The organism is Flavobacterium sp. GP15 (genome assembly GCF_014281985.1).
Taxonomy (GTDB): domain Bacteria; phylum Bacteroidota; class Bacteroidia; order Flavobacteriales; family Flavobacteriaceae; genus Flavobacterium; species Flavobacterium pygoscelis.
The window spans coordinates 545,907-562,074 of sequence record NZ_JACFTC010000002.1 but is presented as its reverse complement, the minus strand read 5'-3'; the positions used below and the strand labels follow the sequence as shown (position 1 = coordinate 562,074).

The window sequence follows — 16,168 nt, the reverse complement described above, 5'->3', positions numbered from 1 at the left end:
ATATCCTTTAATATCTATAAGTAATTCTTGCTTTTGACAAGTCATAAGGGCTCATTTCTAGCTTCACTTTATCACCAGGTAATAATTTGATATAATGCATACGCATTTTTCCAGAAATATGGGCGATTACAATATGTCCATTCTCTAACTCTACACGGAACATCGCATTTGATAATGCTTCGATGATTGACCCGTCTTGTTCTATTGCTGATTGTTTTGCCATAAAGTTAAGCTACTGCTTTTCTATTTTTTCCACTTTTCATTAAACCATCATAATGTTTGTTCAACAAATATGAATTGATTTGCTGCATTGTATCTATGGCAACTCCAACCATAATTATTAATGAAGTACCTCCAAAAAACATTGCCCAAGATTGTTGAACATCCATAACACTTACAATTATTGCTGGGAACACAGCAATTAGAGCTAGAAATAAAGATCCTGGAAAAGTTATTAAAGACATCACTTTGTCAAGATAATCTGAGGTTTCAACTCCTGGACGAATCCCTGGAATAAATCCACCACTTCTTTTCAAGTCATCTGACATTTTGTTCGTAGGAACAGTAATGGCCGTGTAAAAGAATGTAAAGACAATAATTAAAGTTGCAAATACAAAATTATACCAAAAACCAAACATATTACTAAAAGCACCAACGACAGATTGTGATGCATCTGATTTTGACAAACCGGCTAAAGCAGCTGGTATAAACATAATCGCTTGTGCAAATATTATTGGCATAACTCCAGAAGCATTAAGCTTCAAAGGAATCCATTGTCTATTTCCATTAAGCATATCTTGCTCGAAATCACCTGAAGTTGTACGACGTGCATACTGAACAGGTATTTTTCTAACTGCCATAACTAAGAGTACACAACAGATAATAACTAGTAACCAAACAATGATTTCAATAACTAATAACATTGGACCACCATTATTGTTGGTAACCCTAGTTGTAAATTCCTGAATAAATGCTTGTGGCAGCCTAGCTAAAATACCAACCATAATCAACAATGATATACCATTTCCAATTCCCTTATCAGTAATTTTCTCTCCTAACCACATGGCGAAAATTGTACCTGTAACTAAAATAACTACTGAAGAAAATAAGAATTCAAATGAATTGAACCCCAATAAAAATGCATTACTAGGTAATGTTCTATATAAATTATAGATGTAAGTTGGACCTTGAACTAAAGTTATTCCAATTGTCAACCAACGAGTAATTTGATTAATCTTTTTTCTACCGCTTTCTCCATCACTTTGCAATTTTTGTAAATAAGGAATAGCAATTCCCATTAACTGAACTACAATTGAAGCAGAAATATAAGGCATAATTCCTAAAGCAAAAACTGACGCTTGAGAAAATGCACCTCCAGTAAACATGTCAAGAATTGAACCAATTCCCTCTTTGGTTTGCCCAGCTAAATTACCTAACTGTGTAGCATCAATGCCTGGTAGGGTAACTTGCGCCCCAAAACGATAAACTAAAAGTAATCCTAATGTAATTAAGATTCTATTTTTAAGTTCTTCAATTTTCCAAACATTACTTATTGATTCAATAAATTTCTTCATATTAATAGAAAAATTACATTGTTACAGCTTCTCCACCAGCAGCTTCAATAGCAGCTTTTGCAGTAGCAGTAAATTTGTGAGCGGTTACTTTTAATTTTGCTGTCAATTCACCTCTACCTAAAATCTTTACGATTTCATTTTTAGTAGCTAAACGATTAGCAACATAAACTGTCATATCAACAGTATCTTTAATAACACCATTATCAACTAAAAGTTGAAGTGTATCAAGATTTACACCTTCGTAATCTTTACGATTGATGTTTGTAAAACCAAACTTAGGCACACGTCTTTGAAGTGGCATTTGCCCTCCCTCAAAACCAATCTTTTTAGAATAACCAGAACGAGATTTTGCTCCTTTGTGTCCTCTTGCAGAAGTACCACCTTTTCCAGAACCTTCTCCTCTACCTAATCTTTTATTCTGATTGTGTGTAGAACCTTCAGCAGGTTGTAAGTTACTTAAATTCATAACAGTATTTGTTATTTAGTTTCTTCAACAGAAACTAAGTGTTTAACTTTATTTATCATCCCAAGGATTGTAGGGTTTGAATCATGCTCTACAACTTGTCCCATTTTACGTAGACCTAAAGCTTCTAATCCTCTCTTTTGAGAAAGAGGACAGTTGATTTTGCTTCTAACTTGTTTTACTAATAATTTAGCCATAATTTCCTTGAATTAACCTTTAAAAACTTTTTCTAAAGAAACACCTCTTTGTTTTGCAACAGCATAAGCACTTCTCATTTGTAATAAAGCATCAAAAGTTGCTTTTACTACGTTGTGAGGATTTGAAGATCCTTGTGATTTAGATAATACATCATGAATCCCTACTGATTCAAGAACTGAACGAACAGCTCCACCAGCAATAACTCCTGTACCATGAGAGGCAGGAATTAAGAAAACACGTGCACCACCAAATTTACCTTTTTGTTCGTGAGGAACTGAAAGACCATTCAAAGGAATCTTAACTAGATTTTTCTTAGCATCTTCTACTGCTTTCGCAATTGCTTCAGAAACGTCTTTAGATTTCCCTAAACCATGTCCAACCACTCCATTTTCATCACCTACAACTACAATAGCAGAAAAACCGAAAGCTCTACCACCTTTTGTAACCTTAGTAACACGATTTACACTTACCAAACGATCTTTTAATTCAAGACCACTTGGTTTTACTAACTCTACATTCTTGTATTTACTATTAGACATACTATATTAGAATTTAAGTCCAGCCGCTCTTGCGCCTTCCGCTAATGATTTAATACGACCGTGATATAAATAACCTCCTCTATCGAAAGTTACTACCTCAATTCCGGCTTTTAAAGCTTTTTCAGCAACTAGTTTTCCAACTGCTGTAGCCACTTCGATATTCGTACCGTTACCTATTTCTTTTTCTCTTGAAGAAGCTGCTAATAAAGTAACACCGTTTACGTCATCAATAAGTTGAGCGTAAATTTCTTTGTTACTTCTAAATACAGATAGTCTTGGATTTGTAGCAGTACCACTAATCGTTTTTCTAATTCTGAATCTAATTCTTTGTCTTCTTTCAGGTTTTGTTAATGACATAATCTTATTTTTTAAGCTGATTTACCTGCTTTTCTTCTTAATACTTCACCTACAAATTTAACACCTTTTCCTTTATACGGCTCTGGCTTACGGAAACCTCTGATTTTCGCAGCTACTTGCCCTAAAAGTTGTTTGTCAAATGATGTTAATTTAACTATAGGGTTCTTACCTTTTTCAGATATTGTTTCTAAAGTAACTTCAGGAGCAATTTCTAAAACTATATTGTGAGAGAATCCAAGTGCTAAATCTAATTTTTGTCCTTGATTTGAAGCTCTATAACCAACTCCTACCAATTCTAATGACTTTGTAAAACCTTCTGTAACACCGATAATCATATTATTGATTAAAGATCTGTACAAACCATGTTTTGCTCTTTGGTCTTTGTGATCAGACGATCTTTCTACTTGAACTTGATCGCCTTCAACTGTAACAGTAACGTCCGAAAACTCCTGAGTTAGTTGACCATTTTTTCCTTTTACTGTAATAATACCATTTGCAACTTCAACAGTTACACCAGCTGGTATAGTTACCGGACTTTTACCTATTCTTGACATCTTTATATAGTCTTTAAATTAGTATACGTAACAAATAACTTCACCACCTACGTTCAATTGTTTTGCTTTCTTTCCAGTCATTAACCCTTTAGAAGTTGACACGATAGCAATACCTAATCCGTTAAGGATTCTAGGAATAGATGAAGAACTTGAATATTTACGTAAACCTGGTTTACTAATTCTTTGGATATCTTTAATTACCGGCTCTTTAGTATCTTTATCATACTTTAAAGCGATTTTGATTGAACCCTGAACAGCGTTGTCCTCAAATTTGTAACTCAAGATATAACCTTGATCAAATAAGATCTTAGTTATTTCTTTTTTTAGATTAGATGCAGGAATTTCTACAACTTTGTGGTTTGCAGCCACAGCGTTACGAACTCTTGTCAAATAATCAGCAATAGGATCTGTATACATTATGTATCAATTTGCGGTTTTGGTTTTCGATGAACTATTCATCGAACCTGAAACCAGTTTATAAATATGAATGATACAGACGTAACTAGGTTGCGTCTGTATCAGAACGTAATAAAATTACGTATTACCAAGATGCTTTTTTAACACCTGGAATCAATCCGTTATTTGCCATTTCACGAAATGTAACACGTGAAAGACCGAATTGACGCATATATCCTCTTGGTCTACCTGTTAATTTACAACGATTGTGCAAACGAACTGGTGAAGCATTTTTCGGTAACTTTTGCAAACCTACGAAATCTCCAGCTTCTAACAAAGCTTTTCTTTTCTCAGCAAACTTAGCTACTGTTTTTTCTCTCTTAACCTCGCGGGCTTTCATTGATTCTTTAGCCATGTCTTAATTCTTTTTAAAAGGTAATCCTAATTCTGTTAATAGAGACTTTGCTTCTTTATCCGTTTTTGCAGACGTTACAAAAGTAATATCCATTCCTGATATTTTGTTTACTTTGTCAATATCAATTTCTGGGAAAATGATTTGCTCTAAAACACCAAGATTGTAATTACCTCTTCCATCGAATCCAGTAGCTTTGATACCACTAAAATCTCTAACACGTGGCAAAGCTGAAGTTACAAGTCTATCTAAAAACTCATACATTCTTTCTCCACGCAAAGTAACTTTTGCTCCAATCGGCATCCCTTTTCTCAATTTAAAAGACGCAACGTCTTTCTTAGAGATAGTAGATACTGCTTTCTGTCCAGTGATCTTTGTTAACTCATCAACTGCATAGTCAATTAGTTTTTTATCAGATACAGCTGCACCAACTCCTTTACTTAAAACGATTTTTTCCAATTTAGGAACTTGCATTACGTTTACGTATCCGAATTCCTCTTTAAGAGCAGCGATTACTCTGCTCTTATATTCTTCTTTTAGTCTAGGTATATACGCCATTACTATAGTACTTGATTAGATTTTTTTGAAAATCTTACTTTCTTATCTCCTTCTACTCTAATACCAACTCTAGTTGTTTCCTTAGTTTTAGGATCAATTAAAGAGATGTTAGATATTTGTATAGAAGCTTCTTTCTTTACAATACCACCTTGAGGGCTTTTTGCACTTGGTTTCGTGTGTTTAGAAACCATATTTACACCTTCAACAATCGCTTTGTTTTTCTCTTTGTACACACGTAATACTTTACCTTCAGCACCTTTATGGTCTCCAGCAATTACTCTTACGATGTCACCTGATTTTATTTTTAGCTTTATCATCTTAAAACGAATTAAAGCACTTCTGGTGCTAATGATACAATTTTCATGAATTGTTTTTCACGAAGTTCTCTTGCTACTGGACCAAAAACACGAGTTCCTCTCATTTCACCTGCAGCATTCAAAAGAACACATGCATTGTCATCGAAACGGATATAAGAACCATCAGCTCTTCTCACTTCTTTTTTGGTACGTACAACAACTGCAGTTGAAACAGCCCCTTTTTTAACGCTTCCGTTAGGTGCTGTATCTTTGATAGAAACTACAATTTTGTCACCAACAGAGGCATACCTTCTTTTGGTACCTCCTAAAACACGGATAGTTAAAACTTCTTTAGCTCCAGTGTTATCTGCTACTTTTAATCTTGACTCTTGTTGTACCATAATTATTTAGCTCTTTCTAAGATTTCAACTAACCTCCAACATTTAGTTTTACTTAAAGGACGCGTTTCGCTAATCCTTACCGTATCTCCAATGTTACAGTCGTTCATTTCGTCGTGTGCGTGATACTTTTTAGTTTTCAACACGAACTTACCGTATAATGGGTGTTTTACTTTACGTACTTCTGCAACAACAATAGACTTATCCATTTTGTCTGAAGTCACAACACCAATTCTCTCTTTTCTTAAATTTCTTTTTTCTTCCATCTTTCAGCAGACTACAGTTATTGTAACTCTCTTTTAGTAAGTTCTGTAGCTAATCTAGCAACCACTCTTCTTACACTTCTAATTTGAAGTGGGTTCTCAATTGGTGAAATAGCGTGAGCCATTTTTAGATCAGCATATGTTTTCTTAGTCTGGCTAAGCTTTTCTTGCAACTCTGCTGCAGAAAGATCTTTTATTTCTGATTGTTTCATAATATAATATAGATTATGCTTCGAAATCTCTAGCAACAACGAATTTTGTTTTTACTGGAAGCTTTTGAGCTGCAAGACGTAATGCCTCTTTTGCAACTGATAAAGGAACTCCTCCAACTTCAAACATAATTCTTCCGGGTTTAACAACAGCAGCCCAATATTCAACGGCTCCTTTACCTTTACCCATACGTACCTCAAGAGGCTTCTTAGTAATTGGTTTGTCTGGAAATACTTTGATCCATAATTGTCCTTCTCTTTTCATAAAACGAGTTGCAGCAATACGCGCAGCTTCGATTTGACGTGAGGTTAAGAACATTCCATCTTCATGTACAGATTTAATACCAAACATTCCATTTGAAAGCTCATACCCTCTATGAGAGTTCCCTTTCATTTTACCCTTTTGTACCTTACGGTATTTTGTTCTTTTAGGCTGTAACATTTTTCTTTAATTTAAAAATTTACTTTCGTTTACGAGCATCTGGTTTTCCACCTTTGTTAAAAGGTTTTCTGTCTCCTCTTGGAGAATCTCCACCTTTACCTCCACCAGTACCAGATTGTTTTTTGTCCATTCCAGCAAGCGGAGAAAGATCTCTCTTTCCATAAACTTCACCTTTCATGATCCACACTTTGATCCCCATTCTACCATAAGTAGTATGCGCTTCAGCTAATGCATAATCAATATCGGCTCTGAAAGTTGATAGAGGAATTCTTCCTTCTTTGAAACCTTCTGAACGTGCCATCTCTGCACCATTCAAACGACCAGAAATCAAAACTTTGATACCTTCAGCGTTCATACGCATAGAAGCAGCAATAGCCATTTTGATTGCACGTCTGTAAGAAATACGGCTTTCGATTTGACGACAGATGCTTGTAGCAACTAGATACGCGTCAAGTTCAGGTCTTTTTATTTCAAAGATGTTGATTTGAACCTCTTTGTCAGTAATTTTCTTAAGCTCTTCTTTCAACTTGTCTACCTCTTGTCCACCTTTTCCGATAATGATACCAGGTCTAGCAGTAGTGATAGTAACGGTTACAAGTTTCAAAGTTCTCTCGATGATTACTTTTGATACACTAGCTTTTGATAAACGAGCATGGATATACTTTCTGATTTTGTGATCTTCGGCAAGTTTATCACCATAATCATTTCCACCATACCAGTTTGAGTCCCATCCTCTGATGATACCAAGTCTATTTCCAATTGGATTTGTCTTTTGTCCCATCTTGTATTAAATTGCTTGTGTGTTATTAATAGATCCAAGCACGATTGTTACGTGATTAGAACGTTTTCTAATTCTGTGAGCACGACCTTGTGGAGCTGGACGAAGTCTTTTCAACATCATTCCACCATCTACTGTAATCGTTTTAACAAATAAACCAGCTTCTTCCATATTAGCGTCTGGGTTTTTTGCTTGCCAGTTGGCAATAACAGATAAAACCAATTTTTCTAATTTTCTTGAAGCTTCTTTAGAACTAAATCTTAAGATGTTCAATGCTCTCTCTACCTTCTGACCTCTTACCAAGTCCGCTACTAAGCGCATTTTTCTAGGTGAAGTAGGGCAGTTATTCAATTTTGCGAAAGCTATAGACTTATTAGCCTCTTTTCTCGCATCTGCTGTTTCTCTTTTACGAACTCCCATTGCTTCTTATTTTTTACCTTTATTTTTTGCTCCAGCATGACCTCTAAAAGATCTAGTTGGTGAAAATTCTCCTAATTTGTGACCTACCATGTTTTCTGTTACGTAAACTGGTACAAATTGACGACCGTTATGAACTGCGATAGTTTGTCCAACAAAGTCTGGAGTAATCATAGAAGCGCGAGACCAAGTCTTAACTACTCCTTTATTTCCACCAGCGATGTTTTCTTGAACTTTCTTGTCTAACTTATAATGAACGAAAGGTCCTTTTTTTAATGAACGTGCCATATCTTATTATTTCTTTCTACGTTCTACGATATACTTGTTACTCGGGTTTTTCTTAGAACGAGTTCTATAACCTTTAGCTGGTATTCCATTTCTTGAACGTGGATGTCCACCAGAAGAACGTCCTTCACCACCACCCATTGGGTGATCGACAGGGTTCATTGCAACAGGTCTTGTTCTAGGTCTTCTACCTAACCATCTTGTTCTACCTGCTTTACCAGATACAACTAATTGGTGGTCTGAATTTGAAACCGCTCCAATTGTAGCCGAACAAGTCAACAAGATTAATCTTGTTTCACCAGAAGGCATTTTGATTGTAGCATATTTTCCATCTCTTGCCATTAATTGAGCAAATGTTCCAGCAGAACGAGCGATTACAGCTCCTTGTCCTGGTCTCAATTCGATACAAGAAATTACAGTTCCTAGTGGAACTCTACTTAAAGGTAATGTATTACCAATTTCAGGTTGAGATTCTGGACCAGAAACTAATTTCTGACCAACTTTCAATCCGTTTTGAGCAATAACATAAGTTTTCTCACCATCAGCATAAGCTAATAATGCGATAAAAGCAGTACGATTTGGATCATATTCGATTGATTTCACTGTAGCTGGAATTCCTTCTTTTGTACGTTTGAAATCAATAATACGATATCTCTGCTTGTGACCACCACCCGTATAACGCATGGTCATCTTTCCTTGACTATTTCTACCTCCAGAGTTTTTTATCGGCGCTATCAAAGAGCGTTCCGGCTTATCAGTTGTAATGGCGTCATAACCATTCACAACTCTAAATCGCTGACCTGGGGTAATAGGTTTTAATTTTCTTACTGACATTTTATCTTAGATATTGTTGTAAAAATCAATTGTTTCTCCTTCTTGTACTTGTACAATTGCTTTTTTGATTGCATTTGTCTTTCCACTGATTAAACCACTTTTAGTGTATTTTGTAGTTCTATCCGGTCTTACGTTCATCGTGTTAACGCTCAAAATCGTTACTCCATAAGCAGCTTCAATAGCTTTCTTAATTTGTACTTTATTGGCTTTTTTGTCAACAACGAATCCGAAGCGGTTTAAAACTTCACTTTCTTTGGTTACTTTTTCCGTTACTATAGGCTTAATTATGATGCTCATATCCTATTATTTACTTAAATTTTCTTCAATTATCTCTAAAGAACTCTCTAAAAGAACTAAATTATTAGCATTTAGAATAGCATAAGTGCTTAATTCTAAGCTACTTACAACGCTAGAGCCTTTTAAATTGCGTGAGGACAAATATACATTTTTATTGGTATCACCCAATACAAATAGAGATTTTTTATTTTCTAACTCTAAAGCTTTCAAAACGTTGATGAAATTTTTAGTGTTTGGTGTTTCAAAATTAAAGTCTTCAAGAACGATAATATTCGATTCTTTTGCTTTGATTGAGAAAGCTGATTTTCTAGCCAAACGTTTCAAGCTTTTATTCAATTTGAATGAATAACTTCTTGGTCTTGGTCCGAAAACTGTTCCACCACCTTTAAACAATGGATTCTTTGCACTACCCGCACGAGCAGTACCAGTTCCTTTTTGTTTTTTTATCTTACGAGTACTTCCCGCTACTTCAGCTCTTTCTTTAGCTTTGTGCGTTCCTTGTCTTTGATTAGCAAGATATTGCTTTACATCAAGGTATACTGCGTGATTGTTTGGTTCTATACCAAATACTGAATCAGAAAGTTGAACTTTTCTTCCAGTATCTTTTCCGTTGAAATCTAATACTTTTGCTTCCATTACTTCTGAATGATTACATAAGAGTTGTTATGACCAGGAACACATCCTTTTATAACAAGTAGGTTCTTTTCAGCAACTACTTTTAAAACTCTAAGGTTTTGAACTTTTACATTGTCTCCTCCCATACGTCCAGCCATACGCATTCCTTTGAATACTCTAGATGGATAAGAAGAAGCTCCTACAGAACCTGGCGCTCTTAAACGGTTGTGTTGACCGTGAGTTGCTTGTCCAACACCACCAAAACCGTGACGTTTAACAACCCCTTGAAAACCTTTACCTTTAGATACACCTTGTACATCTACAAATTCTCCTTCAGCAAAAATAGAAACATCTATAAGATCTCCTAATTTTTGTTCAGTTGCAAAATCTTGGAATTCAACGACTTTTTTCTTAGCTACAGTTCCCGCTTTTTTAAAGTGACCTAAGGCCGCTTTTGTGGAATGTTTCTCGTTTTTGTCATCGAAACCTAGTTGCAACGCTTCGTACCCGTCAACACCTTTGGTTCTGACTTGGGTAACAACGCATGGTCCAGCTTCGATTACTGTACAAGGAATGTTTTTCCCGTTTTCGTCGAAAATGCTAGTCATGCCGATTTTTCTACCAATTAACCCAGACATAATTATTAATTATTAATTATTAAATATAAACATAGAACGCAGCTTTTAACCGAATCCTATTTTTTTTAGTGGTGCAAAAGTATAACTTATTTGCACACAAACCAAAAAAAATATTTTTCAATTAAAAGCAGCGTTCTTTTTTACTCTTAAACTACTTAAACTTTGATTTCAACTTCAACTCCACTTGGCAATTCAAGTTTCATTAAAGCATCAATAGTTTTAGATGAAGATGAATAAATGTCAATTAATCTCTTGTATGACATTACTTCAAATTGCTCTCTCGCTTTTTTGTTAACGTGTGGAGAACGCAATACAGTGAAAAGTTTTTTGTGAGTTGGCAAAGGAATTGGTCCTGTAACTACTGCACCTGTACTCTTAACAGTTTTTACAATCTTCTCAGCAGACTTGTCTACCAACATGTGATCGTAAGATTTTAATTTTATTCTGATTTTTTGACTCATTTTCTTAAAGATTAAGCGTTTCCTTTTGCTTTTTTGATTACTGCTTCCGAAATATTAGCAGGTGTTTCAGCGTAGTGTGAAAATTCCATTGTAGAAGTTGCTCTACCAGAAGAAAGTGTTCTTAATGTTGTAACATAACCAAACATTTCTGATAACGGAACATCCGCTTTAATAGTTTTAGCACCAGCTCTATCACCCATGTCATTTACCTGACCTCTACGACGGTTGATATCACCTACGATATCACCCATGTTTTCTTCTGGCGTAATAACTTCCATCTTCATGATTGGCTCAAGAATAACAGCTCCAGCAGCTTTAGCTACTTCTCTGTAACCCATTCTAGCAGCTAACTCAAAAGATAGTGCATCTGAATCCACAGGGTGAAAAGATCCGTCTGTCAAAGTTACTTTCAAACTATCTACTTGGTATCCAGCTAATGGACCAGTTTTCATAGCTTCTCTAAAACCTTTTTCAACAGATGGGATATATTCTTTAGGAACGTTACCACCTTTTACAGCATTTACGAACTGTAATCCAACTGGAGCTTTACCGTCTACTTCATCAGCAGGCTCTAATGTAAATACGATATCACCGAATTTACCACGACCTCCAGATTGTTTCTTGTACGTTTCTCTGTGCGTTGCAGATCTTGTAAAAGCTTCTTTATATTCAACTTGAGGCTCACCTTGATTCACTTCAACTTTAAACTCACGTCTCATACGATCGATAAGTACATCTAAGTGAAGCTCACCCATACCTGATATAATAGTTTGACCTGAAGCTTCATCAGTTCTAACTGTAAACGTAGGATCTTCTTCAGCTAATTTAGCTAAAGCCATACCCATTTTATCAACATCAACTTTAGTTTTAGGCTCAATTGCAACCCCGATTACCGGAGCTGGAAACTTCATTGACTCAAGAATAATTGGGTGTTTTTCATCACACATTGTATCTCCAGTCTTGATATCTTTAAACCCAACTGCTGCCCCAATATCTCCAGCTTCGATAAAATCGATTGGATTTTGCTTGTTAGCGTGCATTTGATAGATACGAGAAATTCTTTCTTTGTTTCCTGAACGAGTGTTCAAGATATATGAACCTGCATCTAAACGTCCTGAGTAAGCACGGAAAAACGCTAAACGACCTACGAATGGGTCAGTAGCAATTTTAAAAGCTAAAGCCGCGAATGGCTCAGCTACAGATGGCTTACGTAAGATTTTAACTTGGTCTTCTTCTAACAATTCAGCATCATCAGGATGAATTCCCCAAATACCTTCTTTCTCCATTGGAGATGGTAAGTATTTACAAACTGCATCTAATAAAAACTGAACTCCTTTGTTTTTGAATGATGATCCACATAACATAGGTATAATCGCCATGTCAATAGTAGCCGCTCTTAATGCGTTGTTTATCTCCTCTTCAGTAATAGAAGTTTCATCTTCCATGTACTTATCTAAAAGATTCTCATCGTAATCAGCAACTGCTTCAATCAAAATAGATCTATATTCTTTCACTTCTGCAAGCATATCCTCAGGGATAGGCACAATATCATAAGTAGCACCGTGATTTTCATCATGCCAAATCATAGCTTGATTTTTCACTAAGTCAACTACTCCTTTGAAATCATTCTCTTCACCAATTGGCAAAGTAATCGCAACAGCATTAGATTTCAACATGTCTCTAACTTGTTGGCATACTCCCAAGAAGTTAGAACCTTGACGGTCCATTTTGTTTACGAATCCCATACGCGGAACTCTATATTGATCTGCTAATCTCCAGTTCGTTTCAGATTGAGGCTCAACACCATCAACTGCACTAAACAAGAAAACTAAACCATCTAACACACGTAAAGAACGATTCACCTCTACAGTAAAATCAACGTGTCCTGGAGTATCAATAATATTAAAGTGGTAAGGTAACGATTCAGGCAAAACTTTACCTTGTTGAGTTGGAAAATTCCACTCACAAGTTGTAGCAGCAGAAGTAATTGTAATACCTCTTTCTTGCTCTTGTGCCATCCAGTCCATTGTTGCAGAACCTTCGTGAGTTTCACCAATTTTATGGTTCTTCCCTGTATAAAAAAGAATACGCTCTGTTGTTGTTGTTTTACCAGCATCAATGTGAGCAGCGATTCCAATATTTCTTGTATATCTTAAGTCTCTAGCCATTTCTCTATGAATTAAAATCTAAAGTGAGAGAAAGCTTTATTAGCTTCTGCCATTTTGTGAGTATCCATTCTTTTCTTAACAGCAGCACCTTCTTCTTTAGCCGCAGCTAAACATTCTGAAGCTAACCTTTGAGCCATTGACTTTTCGTTTCTTCTTCTTGAATATAGAATTAACCATTTCATCGCCATAGAAATTTTTCTATCTGGACGAATTTGCATTGGTATTTGGAATGTAGCTCCACCTACTCTACGACTACGTACTTCTACGTGAGGCATAACGTTAGTTAAAGCATCTTTCCATATTTCTAATGATGGTTTTTCTGCATCTTGTTTTTTAGACTCAATGATGTCAATAGCATCATAAAATACTTTAAACGCTGTCGATTTCTTTCCATCCCACATTAAGTTGTTCACAAAACGTGTTACCAGTTGGTCATTAAACCTTGGATCTGGTAAAAGTGGTCTCTTCTTTGCCGCTCTTTTTCTCATGTCTTTTTTTTAATAAAATTACACACCTATAAGTCACGATTAATCGTGCCTATATAATGCAAACTTTAAATTACTTTTTTGCTTCTTTTGGGCGTTTTGCTCCGTACTTAGATCTTCTTTGCGTTCTTCCTGCTACTCCTGACGTATCAAGTGCACCACGAACGATATGATATCTAACTCCTGGTAAATCTTTTACCCTTCCACCCCTAACTAATACTATCGAGTGCTCTTGTAGATTGTGTCCTTCACCAGGGATGTAGGCATTTACTTCATTACCATTTGTCAAACGTACACGCGCTACTTTACGCATTGCAGAGTTTGGTTTTTTTGGTGTTGTAGTGTAAACACGCGTACAAACCCCTCTTCTTTGAGGACAAGAATCTAAAGCAACCGATTTACTCTTCTTAGTCATCTGAGTTCTTCCTGTTCTTACTAATTGTTGAATTGTTGGCATAATTAATACTAAAAATTTCTTATTATATTAAATTCCCGCTTTTTACGGGGTTGCAAATGTAGAAAATATTTTTTACTCCACAAACGCTAATTCATTAAATTTTTATTCAACTAATAATTTGTCCCTGAATAATATAAAGAAACACCTTTAATAATTGAGTTTTAAAATTACTAGTACAGTCTCAATTCCTAAAGAATCATTTTGAAGTTTGATTTACATTAGAAACAATAGATATTTGCATTACATTTATTAAAAAAACTAATCATTTTGAAATCATTTTTATTTTTTATTTTCTTTTTCACTATTTGCTGGAACACTTCTGCGCAGAATTTTTATTTAAAAATTAAAGGAAAAAATAATTTAGAAAATAAAACAATCGACTCTTTAATCTTTAATACCAAGCATAAAAACATAAAATCATTAACTGACGAAATAAAGGCTTTCTCACTTAAACTAACAAAATTAGGATACATCGACAATATCACAGATGATGCAAAACTAATAAACGACTCTATTTATATATCGGAATTTATCTTGGGTGAAAAAATAAAATTTTTAACTATTAATCTTGACACAGACAGTTTACTCGCCTCCATTATTTCATCAAGCATTAAAAACAACAAAATACAATTACCCTACAATGAAATAGATTTTTTTTTAAAAGAAACTTCACAAAAACTTGAAAAAATAGGATACGCATTAGCAAAATTAAAATTGATCAATATAGAAAGGAACCAAAATACTTTATATGCAGATTTAAAATTAGAAACAGCGCAAAAAAGAAATTTAAACACTATCACAATGCGATATGCTGAAGAAGAAACGACTAAATTCCCAAAAGGACATTTAAAACAAATAAATAAGAAATACCAAAATACAATTTTCAATCAAAAGACAGTTGAAAAAATTAATGATGATTTTAATAAATTCAGTTTTGTAAATCAAGTAAAATATCCAGAAATCCTATTCACCCAAGACAGCACTACTATCTATGTGTATTTAGAAAAAAGAAAATCGAATAATTTTGATGGATTTCTAGGTTTTTCTAATAATGAAAATAAAAAGATTACTTTAAATGGCTATCTAGATTTAAAATTAGATAATATTTTAGGCTCAGGAGAAGAACTTTCTGTCTATTGGAAAAGCGACGGAAATAACCAAAAGTCATTTAAAGGAAGCCTTGAAATTCCCTATCTTTTCAAAAGTCCAGTAGGCATAAAAACGCAACTAAATATTTTCAGACAAGATTCGACATTTCAAAACACAAATATAGCAATCGACTTAAGCTATTTTATAAATTACGGCTCGAGAATATACATAGGTTATCACACAACTGAATCGAGTAACATTCAAAATTTGGAATCAAATTTAATAAGCGATTTCAACAACTCATTCATCACTTCAAGCTTTGAGTTTACTAAATTCAACAATCCCAATACCGCTTTCCCAATAAAAACCCAGATAGGGACATCTCTTGCATTAGGATCAAGAGAAATCAAAAATTTGACAAATAATACTACCAATCAACAATTTATCATTAATTTAAACATTAAACATAACATACTATTAAACAATAAAAGCGCCATAGAATTAAAAACACAAAATTATTATATGCAAAGTAAACGCTATCTCGCAAATGAATTATTTCGTTTTGGTGGATTAAACAGCATAAGAGGTTTTCCCGAGAATAGTCTCAATGCCTACTATTATTCTACAATAACAACTGAATATCGTTATTTAATAACACCTAACCTTTATATTCATAGCATACTAGACTACAGTATTTTAAAGAATAAATTAGAATTTTCAAATTCAATTTACACCGAAAATTTAATAGGTTTAGGAGCAGGAATTGGTATAAACACAAAAAATGGATTGTTTAAAATAGCAGTTGCAAACGGCAACAATACCAAGAATAAATTCGAAACTTACAACACAATTTTACACATTAGTTATAATGTTAAATTTTAGTAATAAGTAACTAAAAAAATTAGAAGCGTTTAAAATTTCATTAAACTAACCAAAAAATATTTAGAAATTAAATTTCAATTGATTTTTAGTAGAATTCTTATTG

27 protein-coding genes are annotated in these 16,168 nt (G+C 34.5%); 1 reads left to right on the top strand and 26 read right to left on the bottom strand.

The genetic code is table 11. The features are described from left to right. Positions 1-7: 7 nt before the first annotated feature. The 26 genes from infA to rpsL form a co-directional block, all read right to left on the bottom strand. Positions 8-223: a translation initiation factor IF-1 gene (gene infA, locus H2650_RS06690; RefSeq protein WP_007136545.1), complete on the bottom strand. Its 216-nt coding sequence runs from the start codon at positions 221-223 to the stop codon at positions 8-10. Positions 224-227: 4 nt separating this feature from the next. Next, positions 228-1,574, bottom strand: coding sequence for a preprotein translocase subunit SecY (gene secY, locus H2650_RS06685; protein ID WP_188049964.1), 1,347 nt, complete (start codon positions 1,572-1,574; stop codon positions 228-230). 13 nt (positions 1,575-1,587) lie between these two features. Then, positions 1,588-2,040 carry a 50S ribosomal protein L15 gene (gene rplO, locus H2650_RS06680; protein WP_066081007.1) on the bottom strand — a complete coding sequence of 151 codons (453 nt, stop codon included), beginning with the start codon at positions 2,038-2,040 and terminating at the stop codon, positions 1,588-1,590. 11 nt (positions 2,041-2,051) lie between these two features. Continuing rightward, complete coding sequence (rpmD, locus tag H2650_RS06675; protein ID WP_166138180.1) at positions 2,052-2,234, bottom strand: 50S ribosomal protein L30; 183 nt, start codon at positions 2,232-2,234, stop codon at positions 2,052-2,054. Positions 2,235-2,246: 12 nt separating this feature from the next. After that, entirely contained in the window at positions 2,247-2,774 is a 528-nt protein-coding gene (rpsE, locus tag H2650_RS06670; RefSeq protein ID WP_121925773.1) for a 30S ribosomal protein S5, read from the bottom strand. 6 nt (positions 2,775-2,780) lie between these two features. Next, positions 2,781-3,131, bottom strand: a complete 351-nt coding sequence (gene rplR, locus H2650_RS06665) for a 50S ribosomal protein L18 (RefSeq protein ID WP_121925772.1) — start codon at positions 3,129-3,131, stop codon at positions 2,781-2,783. Positions 3,132-3,142: 11 nt separating this feature from the next. Further along, positions 3,143-3,685, bottom strand: coding sequence for a 50S ribosomal protein L6 (rplF, locus tag H2650_RS06660; protein ID WP_121925771.1), 543 nt, complete (start codon positions 3,683-3,685; stop codon positions 3,143-3,145). A gap of 18 nt (positions 3,686-3,703) precedes the next feature. Continuing rightward, entirely contained in the window at positions 3,704-4,102 is a 399-nt protein-coding gene (gene rpsH, locus H2650_RS06655; RefSeq protein ID WP_121925770.1) for a 30S ribosomal protein S8, read from the bottom strand. A 124-nt stretch (positions 4,103-4,226) separates the two neighbouring features. Beyond that, complete coding sequence (gene rpsN, locus H2650_RS06650) at positions 4,227-4,496, bottom strand: 30S ribosomal protein S14 (RefSeq protein WP_188049963.1); 270 nt, start codon at positions 4,494-4,496, stop codon at positions 4,227-4,229. A 3-nt stretch (positions 4,497-4,499) separates the two neighbouring features. Beyond that, entirely contained in the window at positions 4,500-5,051 is a 552-nt protein-coding gene (gene rplE, locus H2650_RS06645) for a 50S ribosomal protein L5 (RefSeq protein ID WP_121925769.1), read from the bottom strand. Positions 5,052-5,053: 2 nt separating this feature from the next. Next, entirely contained in the window at positions 5,054-5,368 is a 315-nt protein-coding gene (rplX, locus tag H2650_RS06640; protein WP_188049962.1) for a 50S ribosomal protein L24, read from the bottom strand. A gap of 11 nt (positions 5,369-5,379) precedes the next feature. Then, positions 5,380-5,748, bottom strand: a complete 369-nt coding sequence (gene rplN / locus H2650_RS06635; protein WP_026717863.1) for a 50S ribosomal protein L14 — start codon at positions 5,746-5,748, stop codon at positions 5,380-5,382. A gap of 2 nt (positions 5,749-5,750) precedes the next feature. Then, positions 5,751-6,011 (bottom strand): 30S ribosomal protein S17, encoded by a 261-nt coding sequence (gene rpsQ, locus H2650_RS06630; protein ID WP_072992295.1) that lies wholly within the window; start codon positions 6,009-6,011, stop codon positions 5,751-5,753. Between the two features lie 17 nt (positions 6,012-6,028). Then, entirely contained in the window at positions 6,029-6,220 is a 192-nt protein-coding gene (gene rpmC, locus H2650_RS06625; protein ID WP_066081030.1) for a 50S ribosomal protein L29, read from the bottom strand. 13 nt (positions 6,221-6,233) lie between these two features. Beyond that, entirely contained in the window at positions 6,234-6,659 is a 426-nt protein-coding gene (gene rplP, locus H2650_RS06620; RefSeq protein ID WP_121925766.1) for a 50S ribosomal protein L16, read from the bottom strand. 19 nt (positions 6,660-6,678) lie between these two features. Beyond that, positions 6,679-7,440: a 30S ribosomal protein S3 gene (gene rpsC, locus H2650_RS06615; protein ID WP_039110223.1), complete on the bottom strand. Its 762-nt coding sequence runs from the start codon at positions 7,438-7,440 to the stop codon at positions 6,679-6,681. A 6-nt stretch (positions 7,441-7,446) separates the two neighbouring features. After that, positions 7,447-7,857, bottom strand: a complete 411-nt coding sequence (gene rplV, locus H2650_RS06610; protein WP_007136561.1) for a 50S ribosomal protein L22 — start codon at positions 7,855-7,857, stop codon at positions 7,447-7,449. Positions 7,858-7,863: 6 nt separating this feature from the next. Then, positions 7,864-8,142: a 30S ribosomal protein S19 gene (rpsS, locus tag H2650_RS06605; RefSeq protein WP_007136562.1), complete on the bottom strand. Its 279-nt coding sequence runs from the start codon at positions 8,140-8,142 to the stop codon at positions 7,864-7,866. Positions 8,143-8,148: 6 nt separating this feature from the next. Beyond that, complete coding sequence (gene rplB / locus H2650_RS06600; protein ID WP_035668122.1) at positions 8,149-8,973, bottom strand: 50S ribosomal protein L2; 825 nt, start codon at positions 8,971-8,973, stop codon at positions 8,149-8,151. Between the two features lie 6 nt (positions 8,974-8,979). Then, the gene (rplW, locus tag H2650_RS06595) at positions 8,980-9,270 is read right to left on the bottom strand and encodes a 50S ribosomal protein L23 (RefSeq protein ID WP_066081040.1); all 291 of its coding nucleotides are present in this window, start codon (positions 9,268-9,270) and stop codon (positions 8,980-8,982) included. Positions 9,271-9,276: 6 nt separating this feature from the next. Further along, entirely contained in the window at positions 9,277-9,906 is a 630-nt protein-coding gene (gene rplD, locus H2650_RS06590) for a 50S ribosomal protein L4 (RefSeq protein WP_035668126.1), read from the bottom strand. Next, entirely contained in the window at positions 9,906-10,523 is a 618-nt protein-coding gene (gene rplC / locus H2650_RS06585) for a 50S ribosomal protein L3 (protein ID WP_072945403.1), read from the bottom strand. The genes rplD and rplC overlap by 1 nt, the downstream gene beginning before the upstream one ends. A gap of 155 nt (positions 10,524-10,678) precedes the next feature. Then, the gene (rpsJ, locus tag H2650_RS06580; RefSeq protein ID WP_011963470.1) at positions 10,679-10,984 is read right to left on the bottom strand and encodes a 30S ribosomal protein S10; all 306 of its coding nucleotides are present in this window, start codon (positions 10,982-10,984) and stop codon (positions 10,679-10,681) included. 11 nt (positions 10,985-10,995) lie between these two features. After that, the gene (gene fusA, locus H2650_RS06575; protein WP_188049961.1) at positions 10,996-13,152 is read right to left on the bottom strand and encodes an elongation factor G; all 2,157 of its coding nucleotides are present in this window, start codon (positions 13,150-13,152) and stop codon (positions 10,996-10,998) included. Positions 13,153-13,163: 11 nt separating this feature from the next. Next, positions 13,164-13,640 carry a 30S ribosomal protein S7 gene (gene rpsG, locus H2650_RS06570; RefSeq protein ID WP_035668130.1) on the bottom strand — a complete coding sequence of 159 codons (477 nt, stop codon included), beginning with the start codon at positions 13,638-13,640 and terminating at the stop codon, positions 13,164-13,166. A gap of 70 nt (positions 13,641-13,710) precedes the next feature. Beyond that, the gene (gene rpsL, locus H2650_RS06565; RefSeq protein WP_022828353.1) at positions 13,711-14,094 is read right to left on the bottom strand and encodes a 30S ribosomal protein S12; all 384 of its coding nucleotides are present in this window, start codon (positions 14,092-14,094) and stop codon (positions 13,711-13,713) included. 267 nt (positions 14,095-14,361) lie between these two features. Here rpsL and H2650_RS06560 point away from each other — a divergent pair, with 267 nt between their 5' ends. Next, on the top strand, positions 14,362-16,065 hold the full coding sequence (locus tag H2650_RS06560) for a hypothetical protein (protein WP_223151076.1): 1,704 nt from the start codon (positions 14,362-14,364) through the stop codon (positions 16,063-16,065). Positions 16,066-16,168 lie beyond the last annotated feature (103 nt).

Excerpts from the sequence above, each read along its gene's own strand:
- infA (WP_007136545.1), bottom strand. The coding sequence starts at position 223 with ATGGCAAAACAATCAGCAATAGAACAAGACGGGTCAATCATCGAAGCA.
- secY (WP_188049964.1), bottom strand. The coding sequence starts at position 1,574 with ATGAAGAAATTTATTGAATCAATAAGTAATGTTTGGAAAATTGAAGAA.
- rplO (WP_066081007.1), bottom strand. The coding sequence starts at position 2,040 with ATGAATTTAAGTAACTTACAACCTGCTGAAGGTTCTACACACAATCAG.
- rpmD (WP_166138180.1), bottom strand. The coding sequence starts at position 2,234 with ATGGCTAAATTATTAGTAAAACAAGTTAGAAGCAAAATCAACTGTCCT.
- rpsE (WP_121925773.1), bottom strand. The coding sequence starts at position 2,774 with ATGTCTAATAGTAAATACAAGAATGTAGAGTTAGTAAAACCAAGTGGT.
- rplR (WP_121925772.1), bottom strand. The coding sequence starts at position 3,131 with ATGTCATTAACAAAACCTGAAAGAAGACAAAGAATTAGATTCAGAATT.
- rplF (WP_121925771.1), bottom strand. The coding sequence starts at position 3,685 with ATGTCAAGAATAGGTAAAAGTCCGGTAACTATACCAGCTGGTGTAACT.
- rpsH (WP_121925770.1), bottom strand. The coding sequence starts at position 4,102 with ATGTATACAGATCCTATTGCTGATTATTTGACAAGAGTTCGTAACGCT.
- rpsN (WP_188049963.1), bottom strand. The coding sequence starts at position 4,496 with ATGGCTAAAGAATCAATGAAAGCCCGCGAGGTTAAGAGAGAAAAAACA.
- rplE (WP_121925769.1), bottom strand. The coding sequence starts at position 5,051 with ATGGCGTATATACCTAGACTAAAAGAAGAATATAAGAGCAGAGTAATC.
- rplX (WP_188049962.1), bottom strand. The coding sequence starts at position 5,368 with ATGATAAAGCTAAAAATAAAATCAGGTGACATCGTAAGAGTAATTGCT.
- rplN (WP_026717863.1), bottom strand. The coding sequence starts at position 5,748 with ATGGTACAACAAGAGTCAAGATTAAAAGTAGCAGATAACACTGGAGCT.
- rpsQ (WP_072992295.1), bottom strand. The coding sequence starts at position 6,011 with ATGGAAGAAAAAAGAAATTTAAGAAAAGAGAGAATTGGTGTTGTGACT.
- rpmC (WP_066081030.1), bottom strand. The coding sequence starts at position 6,220 with ATGAAACAATCAGAAATAAAAGATCTTTCTGCAGCAGAGTTGCAAGAA.
- rplP (WP_121925766.1), bottom strand. The coding sequence starts at position 6,659 with ATGTTACAGCCTAAAAGAACAAAATACCGTAAGGTACAAAAGGGTAAA.
- rpsC (WP_039110223.1), bottom strand. The coding sequence starts at position 7,440 with ATGGGACAAAAGACAAATCCAATTGGAAATAGACTTGGTATCATCAGA.
- rplV (WP_007136561.1), bottom strand. The coding sequence starts at position 7,857 with ATGGGAGTTCGTAAAAGAGAAACAGCAGATGCGAGAAAAGAGGCTAAT.
- rpsS (WP_007136562.1), bottom strand. The coding sequence starts at position 8,142 with ATGGCACGTTCATTAAAAAAAGGACCTTTCGTTCATTATAAGTTAGAC.
- rplB (WP_035668122.1), bottom strand. The coding sequence starts at position 8,973 with ATGTCAGTAAGAAAATTAAAACCTATTACCCCAGGTCAGCGATTTAGA.
- rplW (WP_066081040.1), bottom strand. The coding sequence starts at position 9,270 with ATGAGCATCATAATTAAGCCTATAGTAACGGAAAAAGTAACCAAAGAA.
- rplD (WP_035668126.1), bottom strand. The coding sequence starts at position 9,906 with ATGGAAGCAAAAGTATTAGATTTCAACGGAAAAGATACTGGAAGAAAA.
- rplC (WP_072945403.1), bottom strand. The coding sequence starts at position 10,523 with ATGTCTGGGTTAATTGGTAGAAAAATCGGCATGACTAGCATTTTCGAC.
- rpsJ (WP_011963470.1), bottom strand. The coding sequence starts at position 10,984 with ATGAGTCAAAAAATCAGAATAAAATTAAAATCTTACGATCACATGTTG.
- fusA (WP_188049961.1), bottom strand. The coding sequence starts at position 13,152 with ATGGCTAGAGACTTAAGATATACAAGAAATATTGGAATCGCTGCTCAC.
- rpsG (WP_035668130.1), bottom strand. The coding sequence starts at position 13,640 with ATGAGAAAAAGAGCGGCAAAGAAGAGACCACTTTTACCAGATCCAAGG.
- rpsL (WP_022828353.1), bottom strand. The coding sequence starts at position 14,094 with ATGCCAACAATTCAACAATTAGTAAGAACAGGAAGAACTCAGATGACT.